Raw genomic sequence first — 19,021 nt, 5'->3', positions numbered from 1 at the left:
TCCGCTGCCCGCCGCCATGGCCGGCGGCGGGCGGCAGCTATTCGATCAGTCGTAGACCTTCACAATTTTCCGGGTGCCGGGGTCGACCAGGACGGTGCGGTTGTCGACCACGACATAGCGGTATTTGACGTTGGGAACTTCGTGCAGCTCGACCGTATCAGGCAAGGCACTGCCGACGTTCAGCTCCACGCCCGGGATCTTCACCGAAGCCAGCGGCTGCTTTTTCACGTATTCGCGGACGACCGTATCCTGCTCCGGTGTGATGACGACATCCTGAGCTGCGGCGCTGCCGACGCCAGCCAAAAGCAACAAGCCTGCAGCGGCACTTGCAAAGTGGATTTTCATGGTTTTCTCCTCGCGTAATCCGGCGACGGCACCACGCCTGTTCGCCGAGGGACCGAACTTGAGATCAGCCAGATTGTTCCTGTGACTTCAGTCCGCGGCGAACCAGACCAAAGTCGGATATCAGCTAAGACCCAAGTCCCGAGGCGGAACGTTCAAGCGGGGCAGGCGTTTCCCAAATGCAACTAAATAAAACAGGAGAGGAACACATGGCCGACGGCCCAACTGTTGTTAATTCTGGGGGTGGCGGCGGCACTGCGATTGCTGTTGTTCTTGCACTTATTGCGGTCGTAGTGTTGCTTATTTTTACCGGCGTGATCAATATCCGCGGCGACGGCGGCAAGGATATCAACGTCAAGGTTGAAGCGCCAAAGGTGGAAGCTCCGGCTGCACCTGCAAAGCCTGCGGCACCTGCCCCAGCCCCTACGAGTGGCGGCTGATCTGCTCGTATCCACGCCTTCAAACTGACCTATGAAAAGGAAATTCCCATGACCAGGTATTTCGTCAGCGCCGCCGGCGCCCTCGTCCTTATGGCGGGCATCGGCACCTCGTTTGCCGAGGATGTTATTGTTCTCAAGCCCGAACAACAGACGGTCGTTCGCGAATATATCCATAAGCAGAAGCTGGCCTCAGTCAGTTTGCTCGGCGTCGAACTCAACGTCGGCACGGCACTTCCCGACACTGTCGAGCTCCACGCAATCGACGTTCCGGATGTCCGCTACAAGTATACGGTTGTCGGAGATCATGCGGTTCTCGTCGATCCCGACACGCGCAAGGTCGTGCAGATCATCGAGTAACGCGCGAGCCCGCCGCTCCGATCAGGAGCGGCGGGCTTTGGCTGCGCTGTGAAGGCTCTACGGGCAGCCGTTTTCTGAACGGGAGGATGTCTGATGTTTAGCGACAAGGAAACTTGGGTCCTGGAAGCTGCCTTACTCGCAGCAATTCCAATTTGCGTAGCCGTCACCGCACTCGTGGCATTTTTGACCGCGGCCTGGATATGAACCGCTTCCTCTTTGTGATGGGCGACTTTCTATCCCGGCCACCGGGCTTCTATGTCCTTCTTGTAGCCATGCTGCTCTGTACTGCGTTGGTGCCATTCGGCCTGACGAATGTGGTCACCTACGCATTGTCGGTAGCGGCCATCGTGATCACCGGCGTTGTGCTGATCCAGGGTTACCGCGACACGGCCGCCATTCACGCCAAGCTTGATGAGATTATCGTTTCGCTGAATGAGACCAGAAACGATGTCGTCGGCTTGGAGCATGCCGAGCCGGAGGAGATTCGGGAGAAGCTCCAGACACTCGAAGAAGAAGCAATGAAAGCGGTTCGCCCGCCGCATTGACCCTCGGCTGGACAATCTGTCATCCATCAGCAAAAAAGCCCGGGAACCGGGCTTTTTTGCTTCGCGTCTAAATCATTTCGGACTTATCCCGAAACGGGAATTTGGTGCCCAGAAGAGGACTCGAACCTCCACTCCTTGCGGAACACGGACCTGAACCGTGCGCGTCTACCAATTCCGCCATCTGGGCTGGTGCGGGCTCATGTAAGCGGGCAAACGATATGTGTCAACGCGCTTTTTCGAGGGCCGCTGCCTGCCGGCTTAGTTTCCCGGGGGTCAGCGCCGCCCCTCACCTGCCTGCCGGCATCCTCTCCCCGTACAGTGACGGGGAGAGGGGCGCTCTCATCGATGATTTTCGCCGGTCACCTGCGTCACAAGAAGAGCGCCGAGGCTGCGGCCAGCCCTTTCTCCCCGTCACTATACGGGGAGAAATGCCCGGCAGGGCAATGAGGGGCAGCGCCGACTTGGCGAATGCGTTGGCCGAAAACCTCACCCCGCCAGCACGTCCTTCGACGCCACGGTGGAATCGGCGTTGAGCTTGTAGATCACCGGCACGCCGGTGCCGAGCTCAAGCTTGACGATCTCCTCGCCGCTCTTGCCGTCCAGCGCCATGATCAGTGCGCGCAGCGAATTGCCATGCGCGGCGACCAGCACGGTGCCGCCTTTCAGAACATGCGACTGCATGTCGTGCAGGTAATAGGGCCAGACGCGGGCGCCGGTGTCCTTCAGGCTTTCGCCGCCGGGCGGCGGCACGTCGTAGGAGCGGCGCCAGATATGCACCTGCTCCTCGCCCCACTTCTGGCGCGCGTCGTCCTTGTTGAGGCCGGAGAGGTCGCCATAGTCGCGCTCGTTCAGCGCCTGATCGCGGATCGTCTTCAAATCGCTCTGGCCGACGGCGTCTAGAATGTGCTGGCAGGTCTTCTGCGCCCGGATCAGCGCCGAGGTGAAGGCGATGTCGAACTTCAAGCCGCGCGCCTTGAGCTTCTGGCCGGCTTCCTTGGCCTCCTTGTGGCCCTGCTCAGTCAGGTCGACATCGCGCCAGCCGGTGAACAGGTTCTTCAGGTTCCATTCGCTCTGGCCGTGGCGCACGAGCACGAGAGTTCCCGACATGTTTGCTCCTTCAAAATTATGGATGGTTTAGCTCAAGCCGAGCACGTCCCGCATGGAATAAAGTCCGGGCTTCTTGCCGCGCGCCCAGAGCGCGGCCTTGACCGCGCCGCGGGCAAAGATGGCGCGGTCCTCGGCATGGTGCGACAGCGTGATGCGCTCGCCGGTTCCGGCCAGGATGACGCTGTGGTCGCCGACCACCGAGCCGCCGCGCAAGCTGGCAAAGCCGATCGTTCCTGGCTTGCGCACGCCGGTATGGCCGTCGCGTGACCGCACATCGTTGCCGGCAAGGGAAATGCCGCGTCCCGCCGCCGCCGCTTCGCCGAGCAGCAAGGCGGTGCCCGACGGCGCGTCGACCTTGTGCTTGTGATGCATTTCGAGGATCTCGATGTCGAAATCCTCTGGACCGAGCGCGCGCGCGGCCTGCTCGACCAGCACCGCCAGAAGATTGACGCCGAGGCTCATATTGCCGGATTTGACGATCGTCGCGTGGCGCGCCGCGGCCTCGATCCTGGCGTCGTCTTCCGCCGAGCAGCCGGTGGTGCCGATGACATGGGCAATGCGTGCCTGCGCGGCATAGCCTGCGAATTCGACGGTGGCTGCCGGCATGGTGAAATCGAGCACGCCGTCGGCCTTGGCGAACACCGGCAGCGGATCGTCGCCGATCGTCACATTGATGATGCCGATGCCGGCAAGCTCGCCCGCATCCCTGCCGAGATAGGGCGATCCGGTTCGTTCGACCGCGCCGACGACGCGGGCGCCGGGGATCGAATGGATGGCGCGGATCAGCGTCTGGCCCATGCGGCCGGCCGCCCCCACCACCACCAGGCCCATTTCGCCGGATTCGCTCATGCTGTTCTCCCCACCGCCTTCTTGGCGCGGCTGCGCAGGACCGGAGTTTGGACGGGCTTCGAGTCGTCGACAAGCCCCAGTCCGTTCTTGCCTTGAATGCGGTGGAAGCGGGCGTAGACACTGTTTGGATCGGCCATCAGTGCGGCATGGGTGCCTTCCTCGACCAGGCGCCCCTCTTCAAGCACGATAATGTGGTCGGCGTTGACGACCGTCGACAGGCGATGCGCTATCACGATGGTGGTGCGCCCTTCCATCACATGGGTCAGCGCCTCCTGGACGCGCGCCTCGGCCTCATTGTCGAGCGCCGAGGTCGCTTCGTCGAGCAAAAGGATCGGCGCGTTGCGCACGATCGCCCGCGCAATCGAGACGCGCTGGCGCTGGCCGCCGGAAAGTGTCGAGCCGCCCTCGCCGACGGGCGTGTCGTAGCCCTGCGGCTGCTGACGGATGAACTCGTCGGCCGCCGCCAGCACCGCCGCCCGCTCGATCTCGGCGTCGGTCGCCGAAAGTCGGCCAAAACGGATGTTGTCGCGTATGCTGCCTTCGAACAGATAGGGCGCCTGCGAGACATAGGCGATCGAGCCGCGCAGCGAGTGCTTGGTGACTTTGGAAATGTCCTGGCCATCGATCTCGATCGAACCCTTGTCGACATCGTAGAAGCGCTGCAGCAGCGCCACGAGCGTCGTCTTGCCGGCACCCGAGGCCCCGACCACCGCCGTAACCTTGCCGGCCGCGGCGGTGAAACTCAGGTTCCTGATCACCGGCATGTCGGCGCTGTAGCCGAACGTCACATTGTCGAAGCGAACCTCGCCGGTGGTGATCCTGGCTTCGACCGCGTCGGGCGCATCGCCCTGTTTAGGCTCCAGGTCGAGCAGCTCGTAAATCATCCGGGCGTTGACCAGGGCACGTTCCATACCGACCTGCGTACGAGCCAGGCGCCGTGCCGGATCGTAGGCCATGATCAGCGCGGTGATGAAGGAAAACACAGCGCCTGGTGGTTGTCCGAGCACCAGCGCCCGGTAGCCGGAATAGGCAAGGACGGAGGTAATGGCGAGACCGCCCAAAATCTCGGAAATCGGCGACAGCCGCTCCGCGACCCGGGCGATCTTGTTGTTACGCTGCTCGGCCGTATCGGCCATGATGCCGATCCGGCGCGCCAGCTCGGCTTCCAGGGTGAAGGCCTTGACGATGGCGATGCCTTGCGTGGCCTCCTGTACGGACCCGTTCAGCCGCGAGTTGATCAGCACCGATTCACGGTTGATGCGCCGCAATCGGCGGGTGATGTAGACGACGGCCCAGATCAGCGGCGGCCCGATCAGCAGCGAGCTGAGCGACAACACCGGATCCTGGTAGATCATGACGCCAACGAGGGCGATCAGCGAGACCGCGTCGCGGCTGATGGAGGTCAGCGTCAGCGACAGCAGATCGCGAACGCCGCCGACATTCTCGTTGACCTGTGCCGCCAGCCGACCGGAACGCGTATCGTTGAAGAAGTCGACGCCGAGCTTCATCAGATGGTCGAAGCTGCGCTTCTGGTAGCGGGCGACCAGATTGTTGCCGATCTTGGCCAACGCGACCGCCTGGCCGTAACCGGCGAAGCCGCGCAGCACGGAGGCGGCCATGAACCCGGCGCAGATCCAGACGATCATGTCGCCGCGTCGTTCGTAGAAGATCTCGTTGATCATCGGGGCCATGATCCACGCCGTGAAGGCGGTGGTGGCGGAAACAATCAGCAGGCAGCCGATGGCAACGACATAGGTCCAGCGATATTCACTACCGTTTTCGGCCAGGATGCGGCGCAGCACCGCAGTGACCTCAGCTGGCTGGACTTTCAGTTTGAGTGGACTTTGAGCGGTCAAATCGCGGGCGCTTCGTGGTTTGCTAGAGCATGATGCCGAAAAGTGTGAAGCGGTTTTCGGACGACATCATGCTCTATCTCTTTGATTTAGAGCCGGATGATTTCAGGTCGATTCGATCTGAAATCAACCGGCATCTATTGATGCCAGGCTGGAATTCGGCCCCCTCTTAGCGCCCCGGCTACGGCTTGCCTATGGCGAAACTTCGTCGCGGCTCGAGGTCAGGGTCACGAAAGCGGCAGCCATTTCCAGGAACAGACCCATGTTCGGGACGAAATGGATTACGTGCGCCAGCGCCGCCCCGCGGTCTGGACGCCGAACAGCGACGGGTTGCGGGCATAGGCGGCAAGGCCCAGAAGCGCTGCCAGCGGGTGGATGATGACATAGACCGGCATCGAGGCCATCAGCGCGCTGTGCGGCGCTTTGTCCTCGAAGGCGGCACGGAAACTGCCTTCCTTCAGTGCCGGAACGATCTTTTGCGCGATGCCGCCGGTCAAAAACACGCCGCCGCGGCTCATGAACACCAGCGCGAGGTCGCCGGCGGTGCGGCCGAGGCAGGTGACGAACAGCGCCAGCGCTTCCTCGGCAACCGGGTCGGTCTTGGCCAGCGCCGCCCCGGTGATTTCGGCCGGCGTGGTGAACGGCGCCGGCTTGCCGTCGGCCTTGGCGACCGCCCGGTAGACATTGACCAGACCGCGCCCGCACAGGATCTGCTCGCCCGAAATGCGGCCGTCCAGCTTTTCGATATGCGGGAACACCTCGAAATCGCGCGGCGTCCGCGGACCGATATCCATATGGCCGCCTTCGCCAGGCACCGGGATCCAGTGGTGGAGGGCATGAACCAACCCGGCGACGCCGAGGCCGGTGCCGGGGCCGAGCACGACGCGTCCGGCATTCTCCTCCGGCGTGCCGCCGCCGATCTTTTCCATATGCTCTTCGCCGAGCGCCACGACGGCCAGCGCCTGCGCCTCGAAATCGTTGAGCACGACGATGTCGCCCAGGCCCAGATTGGCAAACATCTGCTTCGGCTTCACCACCCAGGGACAGTTGGTAAGCGGGATCTCGTCGCCATCGACTGGTCCGGCGATCGCCAGCACTGCCGAATTCGGCCGGATGGACGATCGGTCGAGCACCGCCGCCTGGATCGCCTCGTCTATGGTGGCGAAATTGGCGGTTTGCACGATATGCGGCTCACCGGCTTCCGAATTTGCGTCGAGCACGATCGAAAAGCGCGCATTGGTGCCGCCGATGTCGCCGATCAGCACTGGAAACCGCAACGCGGTGTCGTCGTCGCCTGACATGCTCTTGCTCGTCCCCTTTGCGGCGCCGTTGCGACCGTTTCAATCGCCCGGTTTTTCAATCGCCCGGTGTTCAATCGCCCGGTGTTCAATCGATTGACTAGCGCATGGCCCCGGAAAGGGAAAGCGTCAGTTCGCCATCACTGTCCGACGTTTGCCGGCGGCCGTCGCCTTGGCAGGGGAATGCCGATCTCCGGCGTGGCGGTGAAGGCGTTGGCTGCGTTTGGCAAGCCGCCCGCATTGCCCGCAATAGGCGGAGGCGCGTCGGGTTCCGGCGCCCTGGCGGCGATCGGCACGCCGCCGCCGCGATAGGTGACGGCTTCCGCCGAGTCCGCGTCGGGCTGGTCGAGCACGAACTGGCATTGTTTCGGCAGGTTCGCCATCGTCATCAGGTCGCGCGCCTTGGGCGCGTCCGGGTTCTTGTTGGGGCGCCACGGCTCCTCGGTAAACCACCAGGCCAGCGGCTTGCCGCAGCCGTCATCGTCGGGCGTCGCTTCCTGTCCCTTGCAGTTGGGCGAACCCGGCTGGCAGCCGATGCGGATGTGGAAATGATAGTCATGGCCCCAGAACGGCCGGATTTTTCTCAGCCAGGTACGGTCGCCGGTGACGGTGTCGCACAGCTTCTTCTTGATGCCTGGATTGACCAGGATGCGCTCGACTTCCGGATAGCTCGCGGCGCGCTTCAACAGCTTGGTATGTATCGGCTTCCACAGCCTGTCCTTCACCAGATGCGTCTTGTCGTCGACCATCAGCGTGGCGCTGATGTTTTCGCGCTCCTGGGTCGTAAGCTTGCGGTCGGGCATCGGCGTCAGCCAGATGTCGGCGTCGAGGCCGATCTGGTGCGAGGCGTGCCCGGTCAGCATCGGGCCGCCGCGCGGCTGCGAAATGTCGCCGATCAGAAGCCCCGGCCAGCCGTCGGCGGCGGCATCGCGCGACAGCTTCTCGATCAGCGCAATCATCGTTGGATGACCCCAGCGCCGGTTGCGCGAGGGACGCATCACCTCCCAGTTCTGGCCGTCCATCGGAATGGCGACGCCGCCAGTGAAGCAGCCCTTTGAATAGAAGCCGAAGGATTGCGCCGCAGCCACCGCCGGCAGCTTCTTGGCGCCGAACAGGTCTTTTGCCCGTGGCTCGGCCGTGATTGCGCCCGCCACCAGCCCGGCCAGCGCCACGATCGCCAGCGCCGCCGTCAGGAACGGCCGTCTGCCGGTCAAGGATCGCATCGAAATCGTCATGAACCCCACTGCAAAAGTCCGCAACACAATCGAATCATATCACCCTCGGGCTCGCGTTTCGATTATCTACCTTCATCGGGCTGCGCGGCTCGCCGTCGCGCCAGCTGCCGTCGGCCCACATCCGATCGAACGCCTGGCGGTAGTCCGGATAGCGGAACCGGTAGCCCGCTGCCTTGATCGCGGCGTTGGCGACGCGCTTGTTCTCGCCATAGAAGGACCGCGCCATGGGCGAAAGTTGGGCGGTCTCGAAAGGAATCTCCGGCGGCGGCTCGACGCCCATCAGCGAAGCGGCATAGGTGACGACATCCTGCGGCGGCGCCGGCTCGTCATCGGTGATGTTGAAAATGCCGCCTCTATTGCCACCGATGAGGTGCCAGAGCGCGCCGGCGATGTCGTCGCAATGGATGCGGTTGAACACCTGGTCGGGCTTGACCAGCCGCCTGGCCGTGCCGTTTTCCAGATTGACCAGCGCGTTGCGACCCGGCCCGTAAATGCCGGAAAGCCGCAGGATGGCCACCGGCTTGCCGGTCTCGAGTCCAAGCTGCAGCCAGCCCCGCTCGGCCGCCACTCGCATCGACGAGCGTTTCGACACCGGCCGGCATTCGGCCGTTTCATCGACCCAGGCACCGTCATAATTGCCATAGACGCCGACGGTCGAGAGATAGCCGATCCAGCGAAGCGCCGGCATCGCCTCGATCGCCTTGCGCGCGGCGAGAAGCACAGGGTCGCCGGCCTCCTCCGGGGCTACGGAGATGACAAGATGGGTGGTGGTCTCCAGCGTTTCGCCGATTTCAGGTGTCAGGGCGCCGTGAAACAGCAGCGGCGCGATGCCGGCCTGACGCAATGCCTCGAATTTCTCGGCCGAGCGCGTGGTGCCGAAGATCGTAATCGCCTCCGCATTGGCCCGTGCAAAGGCTTTGCCCGAATAGCCGGCGCCGAAGATAAAAATCTGCTTTTCGCTCATGCGTGCGCCTCAATTGGCAATGCGGACAGCCATTCGCCCCGCACTGTCGTGTCGGTTTCAGTGTTCGAGTAGATCGCCGCCTGCCTGTTGAATTCGGCGGCCGGCACCAGCCGCGACAGCGCCCAGATCGCCGCGCCGCGCACCAGCGGCGAGGCATCGCCAAGCAGATCGCGCACCGGGCCGGCCAGCGAAACATCGCCGGAATTGCCGGCGGCGGTCAGCACATTGCGGACAAAGCGGTCGCGGCCGATGCGCTTGATCGGCGAGCCGGAGAAAAAGGTCCGGAACGCCGTGTCGTCCAGCTGCAATAGCTCGCCCAGCGGCGGCTCGCGCAGTTCGTCGCGGGCAGCAAGCTTGGCTTCCGAAGCGGCGCGGGCAAACTTGTTCCACGGGCAGGCGGCGAGACAATCGTCGCAGCCATAGATGCGGTTGCCGATCTTTTCGCGGAATTCTTGCGGGATGGGCCCCTTGTTCTCGATGGTCAGGTAGGAGATGCAGCGCCTGGCATCGAGCCGGTAGGGCGCCGGAAAGGCGTCGGTCGGGCAGGCGTCGAGACAGGCGCGGCAGGAACCGCAATGGTCTACCTCGGTCGCATCTGGCGTGAGCTCCGCCGTGGTGAAGATAGTTCCGAGAAACAGCCAGGAGCCGTGCTCGCGGCTGACCAGATTGGTGTGCTTGCCTTGCCAGCCGAGCCCGGCGGCCTCAGCCAGCGGCTTTTCCATAACCGGCGCCGTATCGACGAAAACCTTCACGTCGCCGCCGGCCCGCGCGACGATCTTGCCGGCGATCTCCTTCAGCCGGCCCTTCATCACCTCGTGATAGTCGCGGTTTTGCGCATAGACCGAGATCGCGCCGAGATCGCGCCTTGCCTGCAGCGCACGCGGATCGTGGTCGGGGCCGTAATTCATTGCCAGCACGATGATCGAGCGCACCTCGGGCCACAGCGTCGAAGGCTCGCTGCGGCGTTGGAGCGTCTCCGCAATCCACGCCATCGAACCGTGAAAACCATCGGCGACGAATTCTGCCAATCTGGCCGGCGCCAGCGGGATCGCATCGGGCGTGGTGACGGCAACCGCATCGAAGCCGGCGCGCCGCGCCTCGGCGTCGACCAGCGCGCGCAGGGTTTGGCTTCTAGAAGTCGAGGTCCGCATAATGCGAAACCGGCGACAGGCCGCGAACCCGGTCGGAGAGCAGCGGCCGGAACGACGGCCGCGATTTCACCCGCGTGTACCATTCGCGCGCCGCGGCATGCTCGCGCCAGTCGATCTCGCCGAGATAATCCAGCACCGACAGCGTCGCCGCTGCCGCCAGGTCGGCATAGGTGACCTTGCTGCCGGCCAGCCAATGACGGGTGCCGGCCAGCCAGTTGGTGTACTTCATGTGCTGGCGAATGTTGGCGCGCGCCGCGCGGATCGCCGCCGAATCGGGGGAACCGCCGCCCGCCGTTTCCGGCATCACCGGCTTCAGCACGCGCTCGCGCACCAGATGCCGGGTCACTTCGCTCTCGGCCTTGTTGAGATACCAGTCGGTCAGGCGGCGGATTTCGGCGCGCTGCATCGGGTCTTCCGCAAACAGGCGCTTGTCGCGCTTCAGGACACCACGTGTTTCGTCGAGATATTCAGCGATCACCATGGCGCCGACGATCGGCACGTCGCCTTCGGCCAGCAGGATAGGCAAGGTGCCGGCGGGGTTCAGCGCCAAAAACTCCTTGCGCCGCGTCCACGGTTTTTCCTCGATCAGCGCCAGCTCCTCGCCATATTCGCCGAAGGCGAGGCGCACGAAGCGGCAGGTGGCGAACATCGGGTGATGGAAAAGCGTCAGCATGATTCCGCGATATTAAGGCGCACTGGCGAATCGCCGTCCGCACCGGTAAGTGTTGGCGGCCCGTCATGCGGCCGTCACGGTGCTGCGACCTATAGGGGGACTTCCGCGCCGTGACAAGCAAGCCCTTTTGCCAGCCGTTTCCTTCCGTCCCTTGAATGCCGAGGTTGCCATGGATAGCCACACCATCGTCGAAGCCCTGCTGCTCGGCCTGCTGGAGGGGCTGACCGAGTTCATCCCGGTCTCCTCGACCGGCCATATCCTGCTCGCCGGCCATTTCCTCGGCTTCCATTCCACCGGCAAGGCCTTCGAGATCCTGATACAGCTCGGCGCCATCCTGGCGATCCTCAGCGTCTATTTCCGCCGCCTGTGGCAGATGCTGCTCGACCTGCCGCATGACCGGCTGACGCGGCATTTCGTCATCGGCATCCTGATCGCCTTCCTGCCGGCGGCCATCATCGGCGCGCTGGCGCATGATTTCATCAAGACGGTGCTGTTCGAATCGCCAAGGCTGATCTGCATCATGCTGATCGTCGGCGGCGTCGTGCTCTTGGTCGTCGACCGCATGAAGCTGCAGCCGGTCTACCGCGATGTCGAGCGCTTCCCGACAAGGCTTTACCTGCAGATCGGCCTGTTCCAGTGCCTGTCGCTGATCCCCGGGACGTCGCGCTCCGGTTCGACCATCGTCGGCGCGCTGCTGCTGGGCGTCGACAAGCGCGCGGCGGCGGAATTCTCCTTCTTCCTCGCCATCCCGACCATGGTCGGCGCCTTCGCCTTCGATCTGTTCAAGAACCGCAACGTGCTGAGCAGCGCCGACCTGCCGATCATCGCCATCGGCTTCATCGCCGCCTTTGTTACCGCGCTGATCGTCGTGCGCTTCCTGCTCGATTACGTCTCGCGCAACGGCTATTCGCTGTTCGGCTGGTGGCGCCTGGTGGTGGGAGCGGTTGGGTTGGTGGCGCTTTTCATTTGGGGGTGAGCTTTACCCTCCCCCTTGTGGTGGGGAGGGTCGATCCGCAAAGCGGATCGGGGTGGGGGCGCCACACCCCCGCCCCGTTTCGCCATCGACGAGTCGCGTTGCTTGCTCACCGACCCTCCCCACAAGGGGGAGGGTAAAGGCCGCTAACTCCTCCCATAAAACGCGTTCTCGACATGCACCGGCCAGCGCCAGGGCAGCACCGCGATCATGTCGAAGCGCATTGACAATCTGCCGTAGTCCGGCTGCCGCGACAGCCAGATGTCGGCGGCGCCTTCGATGCGGCGCTCCGATTGGTGGCCGATCGCCTCCATCGCTTCCATCAGCGTGCGCCGCGCCTTGACTTCGACGAACAGCACCAGGTCGCCGCGCCTGGCGATCAGGTCGATCTCGCCGAAGCGGGTGCGATGCCGGCGGGCGAGGATGCGATAACCTTTCAGCATCAGCGCCGCTGCCGCCAGCCACTCGCCGCGATGGCCGCGCCGATAGGCTTTTTGGCGGCTGGCGGCCGGGCGCTCAGCCACCTTCGCCTTCTCCAACCGCATCCCTGAGTTCCAGCAGCCGCCGGTAAAGCGCCTGCTTCTGCCCGCCAGTCATCTTCGCCGCCTCCGCCGCCGCCTTGGACGCCGGCATTTCGGCGGCCAGCGACAGCAGCAGCCTGTCGATGTCGGCGGGTTGGTCGGGCTTGATCTCGGCGGGCCCGACGCAGATGACGATCTCGCCCTTCGGCGTGTCAGCCGCCGCATAGTGGTCGGCCAGCGCCTGCAGCGTTCCCGTCCGCATCTCTTCAAAAGTCTTGGTCAGCTCGCGGCCGACGGCGGCCTTGCGCGCGCCGCCCAACGCCTCGACCATGGCGACCAGCGTTTCGGCCAGCCGACGCGGCGACTCGAAGAAGATCAGCGTTGCCGGCACCGCCCTGAACGTTTCGAGCTTTGTCAGCCGCTGCCCAGATTTCACCGGCAGAAACCCGGCAAACAGGAAGGCGTCGGACGGCAGGCCCGACGCCGTCAGCGCCGCCAGCGGCGCCGATGGGCCGGGGATCGGCACCACGCGCAGGCCGCGCTCCAGCGCTTCGCCGACCAGCCGGTAGCCTGGGTCGGAGATCAGCGGCGTGCCGGCATCCGAAATCAGCGCCACGCTCTGCCCGGCCTCGAGTGCCGCGATCAGCTTCGGTCCGGCCTCGCCGGCATTGTGTTCATGATAGGCCGTGGTGCGGCGGCGGATGCCGTAGCGGTCGAGCAGCACGCGCGAGACGCGGGTGTCCTCGCAGGCGACGACGTCGGCGGCCGCCAGCGTCTCCAGCGCGCGCAGCGTGATGTCGGAGAGGTTGCCGATCGGCGTCGCCACCAGATACAGCGCCGGCGCCAGCGACCGGACCGCGATCTCGGTCTGCCCGATCACATAGCTGCGCTTCTCGCCGGTCACCGGGGTCTCTCCATTTCGCCCTGTTTGGCACGGCGCGCGCCGGGTTGCAAAACTCCCGAACATCGAGCCAAACCTGACGCCGATGTAACCCGGCGGCCATGTCTTTGCCACAGTGGGGAACGAAAGCGTGGCTGGCGGATTGAATACCTGAGTCTCTTGAGGAGGAGGACAGGATGGACAGCCTGGAATTGCAGGACGTTTTCGAGCCCTATTATGCCGAGCGCAAGCGCTTCACTGCGCGAAAGGGCAAGCGTGCGCTCGCCGAAAGCGACACCGGCCTGGCCAGTCGGGCGGCCACCGCCTTGCCGACGAATGTCAGGCTTTCGGACAACAAACCGGACAGCACGACGGAGCACTGACCGTACGATGCCCAATCGTTTCGATATCTTCATCACCCGTCTTGAAACGAAGAGCGCCCGCGAAGGCGCGCCGCCGCATCCGATGAACGACCAGAACAGCGTCCGCCGGGACAAGAGCGACGCCAAGCCGGCCCGGACCGGAGAGGCGCATGCCGAGAAACACCGCGGCAAGCGCCGCTTCAAGCACGACGCTTGACCTTCGCGATTGGCGAGGACCACCCTCACTTCGTCATCACGGGCGAGCAAGGAGCGAAGCGACGCGGCGCAGACTCGAGGATGACGAACGCGTGGTTACGAAGCCCCCATAGTTCAATCGAGATATCGCGAAGCCCGTGCCTTCAGAAGGTCGATCAACTCCGGATCCATGGATCCGTAGTCATCCGGGATGTCGAGGCAGATGACGCGGGCCTTCTTCAGGCTCTCCTTGAATTCTTCTGCAGCTTGGTGCGGTGCGCTTTTTCCATCACGAAGACGATGTCGGCCCAGGCGACCAGTTCATGCGTCAGCGGCGTGTCTGCATCGTGATTGGTGCCGGCCGACTCGACCTCGATATCCCTACGTTTGGAGAACACCTGCTCGGCGGTCGGGCTGCGCAAGCGGTTCTGGCTGCAGACGAACAGGACGTTCTTCACCGACTACTCATCCCAGATCTTACGCAGATTTTTGCTGAGAGGGATGTACTGATCAAATGTGAGTCCATTCAGATCAAACTCGAGCAACTCATCCTTGGCGATTCCGCGAAGCTTATTTCCAATATATGTTATGAAACTGAGGACAACGCTGAATTCGCTCAAGTGGGTCAATTTTAGTTTCGATGTGACCGTTGCGTTCCTGATGAAAATCGCCTGAGCCTCAAAGAGGTCGTCTTGCTCTGGAGATCTCAAGATTTCGGTCAATCCAAACTCGAACACATCATCCGTGTTCAATGTCATCAAGGTCTCGTGGATCAGGAACGTCATCGCAGGAGTCACCTCGGATGCGGCGCTGGCACGCCAGCGGTTCAACAAGTCGACTTTCTAACATCCTTGCTCAAGCCGATAAATCGTCCAACAGCCCGGCCATTTGCCCTGTGGGCTCACCGCGCCAAATCCGCCACCACGGCATCGAGCACGATCATGCCGGCTGGCGTGGCGCGTAGCCTGGCATTGCCGATCGGCGCCACCAGCCCCTCATCCTGCAGCACGGTCAGCCGGGCGCTCGACAGGCCGCGCCCGGAAAACGCCTCGTAGCGGGAAAGGTCGATGCCTTCGGCCAACCTCAGCCCCATCAGCAGGAACTCGTCGGCCTCTTCGGAGCGCGTCAGGATCTCGCCGCCGGTGACGCCATGGCCCCTGGCCTCCACCAGATTGGCCCAGGTCTCCGGCATCCGCTCGGCGATCGTCACGGTGCGGTGGCCGTTCTCGATAAAGCGGCCATGCGCGCCCGGTCCGACGCCGACATATTCGCCATAGCGCCAATAGGTCAGATTGTGCCGGCTCTCGGCGCCCGGCCTGGCGTGGTTGGAAATCTCATAGGCCGGCAGGCCATGCGCTGCGGTGATCTCCTGCGTCAGCGCATAGAGATCGGCGGCCCGGTCATTATCGGGGATGATGAATTTGTTCGCCGCATGAAGGGCATGGAACGGCGTGCCTTCCTCGATGGTCAGCTGGTAGAGCGACAGATGGTCGGCGGCATGGCCGATCGCCTGTTCGAGCTCCGCCTGCCAGTCATCCAGCGTCTGGCCGGGGCGGGCGTAGATCAGGTCGAAGGAAAGTCTTGGGAATATGTCCCGTGCCAGGCCAATTGCATGCAGCGCCTCGTCGACATTGTGCAGCCGGCCGAGGAAGCGCAGATCCTTGTCGTTCAGCGCCTGCACGCCGAGCGACACACGGTTGACGCCGGCGGCGCGGTAGCCGCGAAATCGCTCGGCCTCGACCGAGGACGGATTGGCTTCCAGCGTCACCTCGATGCCGTCGGGCACCGTCCAGTTCTTCGCCACGGCGTCCAGCACCGCCGCCACCGTCTGCGGCTGCATCAGCGACGGTGTGCCGCCGCCGAGAAAGATACTGGTCACTTCGCGCGGCCCGGTCCGCTCGCTCATGGTCTTCAGCTCGTTCTCGAAGGCGCGGGCAAAGCGCTCCTGGTCGACCGGCTGGTGACGGACATGGCTGTTGAAGTCGCAATACGGGCATTTGGCGGCGCAGAACGGCCAATGGATGTAGACCCCGAAGCCCGGGCTGCGGTCCAGCGACATTAAGCTGAGCCTAACCTGGCGCGGGCGAATTTCTGGAAGGCGCGGGCGCGGTGCGACAGCGCCGTCGGCTGACCGGGCTTCCAGCCGTGTTTTTCCTCAGCGCTCATCTCGCCGAACGTCTTGTCGAAACCGTCGGGCAAAAACACCGGGTCGTAGCCGAAGCCCAGTTCGCCGCGCGGCGGCCACACCAGCGTTCCCTCAGCTTCGCCGCGATAATATTCAGCCTCGCCATTGGGGAAGGCCAGGCAGATGACGGCGACGAACCGCCCCTTGCGCTGCGCTGGCTTGGCGGCGCCGACCTCCTGCAAGGCCACTTCGGTGCGCTGCATGGCCATCCCGAAGTCGCGGCTGCCATCGGGAGCTTCGGCCCAATTGGCGGTGTAGACGCCGGGGGCGCCGTCGAGCGCGTCGACGCACAGGCCCGAATCGTCCGACAGCGCCGGCAGGCCGGTCGCCTTAGCCGCGGCGAAGGCCTTGATGTAGGCGTTTTCCTCGAAGGTGGTGCCGGTCTCCTCCGGTTCCGGCAGGCCGTAGTCCTTGGCCGACTTCGCCTCGAAGCCGAACGGACCCATCAAATCGGCGAATTCGCGCAGCTTGCCTTCATTGTGGCTGGCAACGACGATCTTCTTTCCATCGAGAGAATGCATCAAAGGCCCCAGATCCTTGGCTCGGCGAATTCGATCGAATTGCCCGAGGGGTCGCGTATGTAGATCGAGCGCCCGCCCTGCGGCCATTCGAATTCGCTTTCGATGGCGATGTTTTTCGCCTCAAGTTGCGCCTTCCACTGTGCGAGTTCATCCTCACTTGCGGCAAAGCAGAGATGGCCCTCGCCGACCGTGCCATGCGGCGGCACTTTCAGCCGCGCATCGGGCGCCGGCGGGATTTTGGTGGCTTCGGCGTTGAAGATGAGCAGCACGCCCGGGCCGCAGCGGAAGAAGAGATGGCGGCCGTCGACCTTGCCGAGGAGAGGGAGGCCGAGGACGTTGGAGTAGAAGGCTTCGGCAGCGGCGAGATCCGTGACGTAAAGCGCTGACTCAAGAATAGCGGAGGGTTGCATCAGGCACCCCCCTCTGCCCTGCCGGGCATCCCCCCCGCAAGGGGGGAGATTGGCAGTTCCGCTGGCGGCGTCTCAACGTTGATGGTTGGCGAAAACGGTAGCGACCTCTGATCTCCCCCCTTGCGGGGGAGATGGCCGGCAGGCCAGAGGGGGGTGTGAAGGATCGCCGACGTCATCACGTTAAATTCAATCAAGCCACAGCCATCTGCTGCAAGCTCACCAGCCGCTGAATGCCCTTCTTGGCAAGGCCCATCAGCTCCGCGAACTGCCCTTCCGAGAAAGGCTCGCCCTCGGCGGTGCCCTGGATCTCGACGATGCCGCCCTTGCCGGTCATGACGAAATTGGCGTCGGTGCCGGCAGATGAATCCTCGATGTAGTCGAGGTCGATGACCGGCTGGCCGTCATGGATGCCGCAGGAAATTGCCGCGACATGGTCCTTCAGCACCTTGGCAACACTGGCCATCTGCCGCGCTTCCATCCAGCGCAGGCAATCGTAGAGCGCCACCCAGCCGCCGGTGATCGAGGCCGTGCGGGTGCCGCCATCGGCCTGGATGACGTCGCAGTCGACGGTGATCTGCTGTTCGCCCAGTGCCTGCAGGTCGACAACGGCGCGCAAGGAGCGGCCGATCAGCCGCTGGATTTCCAGCGTGCGGCCGCCTTGCTTGCCGGCCGAGGCTTCACGGCGCATGCGCTCGCCGGTCGAACGCGGCAGCATGCCGTATTCCGCCGTCACCCAGCCCTTGCCGGAATTGCGCATCCAGCCCGGCACCTTTTCCTCCAGGCTCGCCGTGCACAACACATGCGTGTCGCCGAATTTCACCAGGCACGAGCCTTCCGCGTGTTTGGAGACGCCGCGCTCGAAGGAGATGGCGCGCATTTCGTCGGCTTGGCGTTTGGAAGGGCGCATCGAGGCCTCTTTCTGTTCTTTTTACGGTTGCGTCGGCGGCTTGTAGACGCATGCAGCCCATGGCGCAAAGGAAAAGGCCCCATATAGACGCCGGGTTGCGCGGGAGCGATGGAAGTCTATATCCTTGGGCCGGAGGTTTTTGGCTCGAATGACCAAGGCAGTCACCGAACCCAGTCTGCTGGCGCCCGCGCTGCAATCGCTCGACATGCGTTCGCGCGACATTTTTAGGCGCATCGTCGAATCCTATTTGAAGGACGGTGAGCCTGTGGGATCGCGCAGCCTGTCGCGCATCCTGCCGTCGTCGCTGTCGCCGGCCACCATCCGCAACGTGATGAGCGACCTCGAGCATCTCGGCCTGATCTATGCCCCGCACATCTCGGCCGGGCGCCTGCCGACCCAGACCGGCCTGCGCTTCTTCGTCGATGCCTTCATGGAGCTTGGCGATCTCTCCGACGAGGAACGCCGGGTCATCGAGGCGCAGGTGCGCGCCTCCGGCTCGGGCGCGACGCTGGAACACATGCTGACCGAGGCCAGCCAGATGCTGTCGGGCATGTCGCGCGGCGCCGGCCTGGTGCTCGCCACCAAGAACGAGGTGGCGCTGAAGCACATCGAGTTCATCCAGCTCGAGCCGACCAAGGCGCTGGCGGTGATGGTGTCGCAGAATGGCGATGTCGAGAACCGCGTCGTCGACCTGCCGGCCGGCATCACCGTCTCGCAGCTGCACGAGGCCTCCAACTTCCTCAACGCCCATATCAGGGGCCGCACGCTCGCCGAGGCGCGCATCGAGATCGCCCGCATCAAGGACGAGACCAGGGCAGCGCTGGACACGTTGTCGCAGGACCTGGTCGAGAAAGGCCTGGCGGTGTGGGCCGGCGCCGACAGCGGCCTGCCGGCGCGCCTTATCGTGCGCGGCCGCGCCAATTTACTCGAAAACGTCACCGCCCAGGCCGATATCGAATTGCTGCGCCACCTGTTCGAGGATCTGGAGACGCAGGACGGGCTGATCCAGCTGCTCGACCTCGCCGAGGACGGCCCCGGCGTGCGGATCTTCATCGGCTCGGAAAACAAGCTGTTCTCGCTCTCCGGCTCGTCGCTGGTCGTGGCACCTTACCGCGACAAGGACGCCCGCGTCGTCGGCGCGCTCGGCGTCATCGGCCCGACCAGGCTGAATTATGCCCGCATCGTGCCGATGGTCGACTACACGGCCCAATTGATTACCCGGATGTTAAGATAATTCCGAAGCCGTGATCACC

23 protein-coding genes, 1 tRNA gene and 1 pseudogene are annotated in these 19,021 nt (G+C 63.8%); 7 read left to right on the top strand and 18 right to left on the bottom strand.

Translation table 11 applies throughout. The features are described from left to right. Positions 1-45: 45 nt before the first annotated feature. Entirely contained in the window at positions 46-345 is a 300-nt protein-coding gene (locus tag NKL06_RS16750) for a DUF1236 domain-containing protein (protein WP_023687568.1), read from the bottom strand. 206 nt (positions 346-551) lie between these two features. Between NKL06_RS16750 and NKL06_RS16745 the strand changes: the two genes are divergently transcribed. The 3 genes from NKL06_RS16745 (at position 552) to NKL06_RS16735 (ending at position 1,684) form a co-directional block, all read left to right on the top strand. Then, positions 552-782 carry a hypothetical protein gene (locus NKL06_RS16745; protein WP_084567711.1) on the top strand — a complete coding sequence of 77 codons (231 nt, stop codon included), beginning with the start codon at positions 552-554 and terminating at the stop codon, positions 780-782. A 48-nt stretch (positions 783-830) separates the two neighbouring features. Continuing rightward, positions 831-1,139: a DUF1236 domain-containing protein gene (locus NKL06_RS16740; RefSeq protein WP_023672071.1), complete on the top strand. Its 309-nt coding sequence runs from the start codon at positions 831-833 to the stop codon at positions 1,137-1,139. 200 nt (positions 1,140-1,339) lie between these two features. After that, positions 1,340-1,684, top strand: coding sequence for a low affinity iron permease family protein (locus NKL06_RS16735; protein WP_023672069.1), 345 nt, complete (start codon positions 1,340-1,342; stop codon positions 1,682-1,684). A gap of 102 nt (positions 1,685-1,786) precedes the next feature. Here the strand turns inward: NKL06_RS16735 and NKL06_RS16730 are convergent. The 9 genes from NKL06_RS16730 to NKL06_RS16690 all read right to left on the bottom strand — a co-directional run bounded on the left by NKL06_RS16730 (position 1,787) and on the right by NKL06_RS16690 (position 10,814). After that, positions 1,787-1,871 (bottom strand) — tRNA-Leu (locus NKL06_RS16730). Positions 1,872-2,170: 299 nt separating this feature from the next. Continuing rightward, positions 2,171-2,791 carry a 2,3-bisphosphoglycerate-dependent phosphoglycerate mutase gene (locus tag NKL06_RS16725; protein ID WP_023692940.1) on the bottom strand — a complete coding sequence of 207 codons (621 nt, stop codon included), beginning with the start codon at positions 2,789-2,791 and terminating at the stop codon, positions 2,171-2,173. A 27-nt stretch (positions 2,792-2,818) separates the two neighbouring features. Next, positions 2,819-3,640 carry a 4-hydroxy-tetrahydrodipicolinate reductase gene (gene dapB, locus NKL06_RS16720; protein ID WP_023687567.1) on the bottom strand — a complete coding sequence of 274 codons (822 nt, stop codon included), beginning with the start codon at positions 3,638-3,640 and terminating at the stop codon, positions 2,819-2,821. Next, entirely contained in the window at positions 3,637-5,496 is a 1,860-nt protein-coding gene (locus NKL06_RS16715) for an ABC transporter ATP-binding protein (protein WP_023687566.1), read from the bottom strand. Before NKL06_RS16715 ends, dapB begins: the two co-directional genes overlap by 4 nt. A 278-nt stretch (positions 5,497-5,774) precedes the next feature. Further along, positions 5,775-6,794, bottom strand: a complete 1,020-nt coding sequence (locus tag NKL06_RS16710) for a glucokinase (protein ID WP_023687565.1) — start codon at positions 6,792-6,794, stop codon at positions 5,775-5,777. Positions 6,795-6,931: 137 nt separating this feature from the next. After that, entirely contained in the window at positions 6,932-8,014 is a 1,083-nt protein-coding gene (gene mepA / locus NKL06_RS16705; protein WP_373420153.1) for a penicillin-insensitive murein endopeptidase, read from the bottom strand. A 46-nt stretch (positions 8,015-8,060) separates the two neighbouring features. After that, a complete protein-coding gene (locus NKL06_RS16700; protein WP_023692941.1) occupies positions 8,061-8,990 on the bottom strand; it encodes an SDR family oxidoreductase in 930 nt (309 codons plus the stop codon). After that, positions 8,987-10,141, bottom strand: coding sequence for a tRNA epoxyqueuosine(34) reductase QueG (queG, locus tag NKL06_RS16695; RefSeq protein WP_023692942.1), 1,155 nt, complete (start codon positions 10,139-10,141; stop codon positions 8,987-8,989). The genes NKL06_RS16700 and queG overlap by 4 nt, the downstream gene beginning before the upstream one ends. Next, positions 10,122-10,814, bottom strand: a complete 693-nt coding sequence (locus NKL06_RS16690) for a glutathione S-transferase family protein (RefSeq protein ID WP_023672063.1) — start codon at positions 10,812-10,814, stop codon at positions 10,122-10,124. Before NKL06_RS16690 ends, queG begins: the two co-directional genes overlap by 20 nt. A gap of 169 nt (positions 10,815-10,983) precedes the next feature. On the opposite strand from NKL06_RS16690, the gene NKL06_RS16685 reads away from it, so the two are divergent. Beyond that, on the top strand, positions 10,984-11,790 hold the full coding sequence (locus NKL06_RS16685) for an undecaprenyl-diphosphate phosphatase (RefSeq protein ID WP_023692943.1): 807 nt from the start codon (positions 10,984-10,986) through the stop codon (positions 11,788-11,790). A 143-nt stretch (positions 11,791-11,933) separates the two neighbouring features. On the opposite strand, the gene NKL06_RS16680 is transcribed toward NKL06_RS16685, so the two are convergent. Together NKL06_RS16680 and rsmI are read right to left on the bottom strand one after the other, a co-directional pair. Beyond that, on the bottom strand, positions 11,934-12,311 hold the full coding sequence (locus NKL06_RS16680; protein WP_023692944.1) for a YraN family protein: 378 nt from the start codon (positions 12,309-12,311) through the stop codon (positions 11,934-11,936). Beyond that, complete coding sequence (gene rsmI, locus NKL06_RS16675) at positions 12,304-13,212, bottom strand: 16S rRNA (cytidine(1402)-2'-O)-methyltransferase (RefSeq protein WP_023692945.1); 909 nt, start codon at positions 13,210-13,212, stop codon at positions 12,304-12,306. Before rsmI ends, NKL06_RS16680 begins: the two co-directional genes overlap by 8 nt. Positions 13,213-13,385: 173 nt before the next feature. Between rsmI and NKL06_RS16670 the strand changes: the two genes are divergently transcribed. Both NKL06_RS16670 and NKL06_RS16665 read left to right on the top strand, forming a co-directional pair. Beyond that, on the top strand, positions 13,386-13,571 hold the full coding sequence (locus NKL06_RS16670; protein WP_023687558.1) for a hypothetical protein: 186 nt from the start codon (positions 13,386-13,388) through the stop codon (positions 13,569-13,571). Between the two features lie 7 nt (positions 13,572-13,578). Continuing rightward, positions 13,579-13,767 carry a hypothetical protein gene (locus NKL06_RS16665; protein ID WP_023672058.1) on the top strand — a complete coding sequence of 63 codons (189 nt, stop codon included), beginning with the start codon at positions 13,579-13,581 and terminating at the stop codon, positions 13,765-13,767. A 113-nt stretch (positions 13,768-13,880) separates the two neighbouring features. Here the strand turns inward: NKL06_RS16665 and NKL06_RS16660 are convergent. The 6 genes and pseudogenes from NKL06_RS16660 to rph form a co-directional block, all read right to left on the bottom strand. After that, positions 13,881-14,203, bottom strand: a pseudogene (locus NKL06_RS16660) (low molecular weight protein tyrosine phosphatase family protein). A gap of 3 nt (positions 14,204-14,206) precedes the next feature. Further along, positions 14,207-14,575, bottom strand: coding sequence for a hypothetical protein (locus tag NKL06_RS16655; RefSeq protein ID WP_155923877.1), 369 nt, complete (start codon positions 14,573-14,575; stop codon positions 14,207-14,209). 71 nt (positions 14,576-14,646) lie between these two features. After that, entirely contained in the window at positions 14,647-15,804 is a 1,158-nt protein-coding gene (hemW, locus tag NKL06_RS16650; protein ID WP_023681230.1) for a radical SAM family heme chaperone HemW, read from the bottom strand. Then, positions 15,804-16,451 (bottom strand): RdgB/HAM1 family non-canonical purine NTP pyrophosphatase, encoded by a 648-nt coding sequence (gene rdgB, locus NKL06_RS16645; RefSeq protein WP_023692946.1) that lies wholly within the window; start codon positions 16,449-16,451, stop codon positions 15,804-15,806. The genes hemW and rdgB overlap by 1 nt, the downstream gene beginning before the upstream one ends. Then, entirely contained in the window at positions 16,451-16,861 is a 411-nt protein-coding gene (locus tag NKL06_RS16640; RefSeq protein WP_023692947.1) for a VOC family protein, read from the bottom strand. Before NKL06_RS16640 ends, rdgB begins: the two co-directional genes overlap by 1 nt. A gap of 190 nt (positions 16,862-17,051) precedes the next feature. After that, on the bottom strand, positions 17,052-17,768 hold the full coding sequence (gene rph, locus NKL06_RS16635) for a ribonuclease PH (RefSeq protein WP_023672052.1): 717 nt from the start codon (positions 17,766-17,768) through the stop codon (positions 17,052-17,054). A gap of 148 nt (positions 17,769-17,916) precedes the next feature. On the opposite strand from rph, the gene hrcA reads away from it, so the two are divergent. Next, positions 17,917-19,002 carry a heat-inducible transcriptional repressor HrcA gene (gene hrcA / locus NKL06_RS16630; protein ID WP_023681233.1) on the top strand — a complete coding sequence of 362 codons (1,086 nt, stop codon included), beginning with the start codon at positions 17,917-17,919 and terminating at the stop codon, positions 19,000-19,002. Positions 19,003-19,021: the final 19 nt, after the last annotated feature.

The organism is Mesorhizobium sp. C268A (assembly GCF_040324475.1).
In the GTDB taxonomy this organism is placed as follows: Bacteria; Pseudomonadota; Alphaproteobacteria; order Rhizobiales; family Rhizobiaceae; genus Mesorhizobium.
Note: the sequence above shows the minus strand (reverse complement) of the source record. Positions and strands in the feature narration are given on the sequence as shown.

Coding starts and splice junctions, on each gene's coding strand:
- NKL06_RS16750 (WP_023687568.1), bottom strand. CDS start 345: ATGAAAATCCACTTTGCAAGTGCCGCTGCAGGCTTGTTGCTTTTGGCT.
- NKL06_RS16745 (WP_084567711.1), top strand. CDS start 552: ATGGCCGACGGCCCAACTGTTGTTAATTCTGGGGGTGGCGGCGGCACT.
- NKL06_RS16740 (WP_023672071.1), top strand. CDS start 831: ATGACCAGGTATTTCGTCAGCGCCGCCGGCGCCCTCGTCCTTATGGCG.
- NKL06_RS16735 (WP_023672069.1), top strand. CDS start 1,340: ATGAACCGCTTCCTCTTTGTGATGGGCGACTTTCTATCCCGGCCACCG.
- NKL06_RS16725 (WP_023692940.1), bottom strand. CDS start 2,791: ATGTCGGGAACTCTCGTGCTCGTGCGCCACGGCCAGAGCGAATGGAAC.
- dapB (WP_023687567.1), bottom strand. CDS start 3,640: ATGAGCGAATCCGGCGAAATGGGCCTGGTGGTGGTGGGGGCGGCCGGC.
- NKL06_RS16710 (WP_023687565.1), bottom strand. CDS start 6,794: ATGTCAGGCGACGACGACACCGCGTTGCGGTTTCCAGTGCTGATCGGC.
- mepA (WP_373420153.1), bottom strand. CDS start 8,014: ATGCGATCCTTGACCGGCAGACGGCCGTTCCTGACGGCGGCGCTGGCG.
- NKL06_RS16700 (WP_023692941.1), bottom strand. CDS start 8,990: ATGAGCGAAAAGCAGATTTTTATCTTCGGCGCCGGCTATTCGGGCAAA.
- queG (WP_023692942.1), bottom strand. CDS start 10,141: ATGCGGACCTCGACTTCTAGAAGCCAAACCCTGCGCGCGCTGGTCGAC.
- NKL06_RS16690 (WP_023672063.1), bottom strand. CDS start 10,814: ATGCTGACGCTTTTCCATCACCCGATGTTCGCCACCTGCCGCTTCGTG.
- NKL06_RS16685 (WP_023692943.1), top strand. CDS start 10,984: ATGGATAGCCACACCATCGTCGAAGCCCTGCTGCTCGGCCTGCTGGAG.
- NKL06_RS16670 (WP_023687558.1), top strand. CDS start 13,386: ATGGACAGCCTGGAATTGCAGGACGTTTTCGAGCCCTATTATGCCGAG.
- NKL06_RS16665 (WP_023672058.1), top strand. CDS start 13,579: ATGCCCAATCGTTTCGATATCTTCATCACCCGTCTTGAAACGAAGAGC.
- hemW (WP_023681230.1), bottom strand. CDS start 15,804: ATGTCGCTGGACCGCAGCCCGGGCTTCGGGGTCTACATCCATTGGCCG.
- rdgB (WP_023692946.1), bottom strand. CDS start 16,451: ATGCATTCTCTCGATGGAAAGAAGATCGTCGTTGCCAGCCACAATGAA.
- NKL06_RS16640 (WP_023692947.1), bottom strand. CDS start 16,861: ATGCAACCCTCCGCTATTCTTGAGTCAGCGCTTTACGTCACGGATCTC.
- rph (WP_023672052.1), bottom strand. CDS start 17,768: ATGCGCCCTTCCAAACGCCAAGCCGACGAAATGCGCGCCATCTCCTTC.
- hrcA (WP_023681233.1), top strand. CDS start 17,917: ATGACCAAGGCAGTCACCGAACCCAGTCTGCTGGCGCCCGCGCTGCAA.